The organism is Streptomyces sp. NPDC059900, assembly GCF_050270335.1.
Lineage (GTDB): Bacteria > Actinomycetota > Actinomycetes > Streptomycetales > Streptomycetaceae > Streptomyces.
Window position 1 is genome coordinate 1 of the sequence record NZ_JBNNJZ010001041.1, and the last position, 1,592, is coordinate 1,592.

The 1,592-nt window shown below is 70.7% G+C and carries 3 protein-coding genes and 1 pseudogene; all 4 read left to right on the plus strand.

What is annotated here, in order from left to right; genetic code table 11:
• Positions 1–225, plus strand: a pseudogene (locus ACQKIP_RS46995) (MFS transporter); the annotation flags it as partial.
• A gap of 86 nt (positions 226–311) precedes the next feature.
• A complete protein-coding gene (locus tag ACQKIP_RS47000; protein WP_150166275.1) occupies positions 312–428 on the plus strand; it encodes an SGM_5486 family transporter-associated protein in 117 nt (38 codons plus the stop codon).
• Between the two features lie 168 nt (positions 429–596).
• Positions 597–821: a hypothetical protein gene (locus tag ACQKIP_RS47005; protein ID WP_365853356.1), complete on the plus strand. Its 225-nt coding sequence runs from the start codon at positions 597–599 to the stop codon at positions 819–821.
• Between the two features lie 88 nt (positions 822–909).
• Positions 910–1,428, plus strand: a complete 519-nt coding sequence (locus ACQKIP_RS47010; RefSeq protein ID WP_365853358.1) for a SixA phosphatase family protein — start codon at positions 910–912, stop codon at positions 1,426–1,428.
• The last annotated feature ends 164 nt before the right edge of the window (positions 1,429–1,592 follow it).

The window sequence follows — 1,592 nt, forward strand, 5'->3', positions numbered from 1 at the left end:
GCCAAGAGCAGTGTGGGCGTCGCCAAGCTCTCCGCCTTCGCGCAGAGCACGGGCTACCTGATCTCGATCCCGGGGCCGCTCCTGGTGGGCGTGCTCTACCAGCACAGCGGCGGCTGGGGGCTGCCGATCGCGCTCATGGCGGGCCTGATGGTGCCGCAGATCGTGGTGGGCATCCTGGCGGGCCGCAACCGCACGGTCGAGGACGAGATCGCGGCGGCCGCCTGACTCCGGGGGAGTGTCGCCCTGCTCCGGGGGGAGTGCTGCCCCACCCCGGCGGAGCCGCCCCGGACAAAGGGTGCGACACTCTCCCCATGCCCGTGCTCGACCCGAATCCCCAGAACGGCCAGAAGAAGCTGCTCATCGTGCTTGGCTCGATGCTGGCCATCACCGTGATCATCGGCATCATCGCCTCCATCGCCTCGCCGTGAACTGACCCCGGCGGGGCCGGTGGTGGGGCTAGCACCACCATCCCCTAGGGGGTCAGTGTCAGGGTCAAGTGGGTGGATCACCGGATGTGCTGAGGGTCGCCCGGTCCGTACCTTCGAGATGTGGCCGCGAAGACGCGGCACGGAGGACTCGAAGACCACGGAGGCGGCATGTCGGCCCGTTCGCACACCAGGCGCGACCCGGGAGCCACCAAGGACTCCGCGAGCGTCGAGATCCAGCTTCCGTGGTGGGCGATCGCCCTCCCCGCCATAGCCTTCGCGGCCCTGCTCCTGCTGATGCTGAACCCCGCCGACGCCCACGCCACGGCCGGTGAGCCGGTGGTCACCCACCTGCTGGAGCGCATCCAGGAGACGGTCTTCCGTACCACCGCGTGACCCGCCTCGCGCGGACGCCGTCACCCGTGTCGGGGGAGCAGTCCAACTCCCTGCGCCCACCGGCGGGTTTCATGCGAAGCTGGGACGCATGAGCGTCGCAGAACCCCGCAGGATTGTCCTTTTCCGGCATGCGAAGGCCGACTGGCCGCAGGTGTCCGACCACGAGCGGCCGCTCGCGGAGCGAGGCCGCAAGGATGCGCCCGTCGCGGGGCGCAAGCTGGCAGACAGCGGCATCCCTCTCGACCTGGCCCTCTGCTCGACGGCCGCCAGGACCCGCGAGACATGGAAGCTCGCCGTCCAGGAGCTGCCCAACAGGCCCAAGACCGTCTACGAGGAGCGGCTGTACGAGGCCTCTCCGGGCGAGCTGATCGCCGTGCTCAACGACACCCCGGACGACGTGCAGAACGTCGTGCTGATCGGCCACAACCCCGGAGTGCAGGGGCTCGCCGACATCCTTGCCGGAAGCTCCGAGGGCGACGCCCGTACGCGGATGGACCGCCGCGGCTTTCCCACGGCCGCCTTCGCGGTCCTGACGTACTCCGGCTCGTGGAAGGCCCTGGAGCCGGGGGTCGGCACCCTCGTCGACTACTGGTCACCCTCCGCCTAGCTCTTCCGAACAGTCCCTGAGCAGACCCCGGCGCACGTACGGCGGTGGGGCCCCGGACCCCCCCGGGTCCGGGGCCCCACGCCCGCCGGGCGGCCCGCGGGGTGGGGGTGCGCGGCCGCCACCACAACGCGGGGGATGGCGAGAAAGTATAGGAAGGGGTAGAG

Coding starts and splice junctions, on each gene's coding strand:
- ACQKIP_RS47005 (WP_365853356.1), top strand. CDS start 597: ATGTCGGCCCGTTCGCACACCAGGCGCGACCCGGGAGCCACCAAGGAC.
- ACQKIP_RS47010 (WP_365853358.1), top strand. CDS start 910: ATGAGCGTCGCAGAACCCCGCAGGATTGTCCTTTTCCGGCATGCGAAG.
- ACQKIP_RS47000 (WP_150166275.1), top strand. CDS start 312: ATGCCCGTGCTCGACCCGAATCCCCAGAACGGCCAGAAGAAGCTGCTC.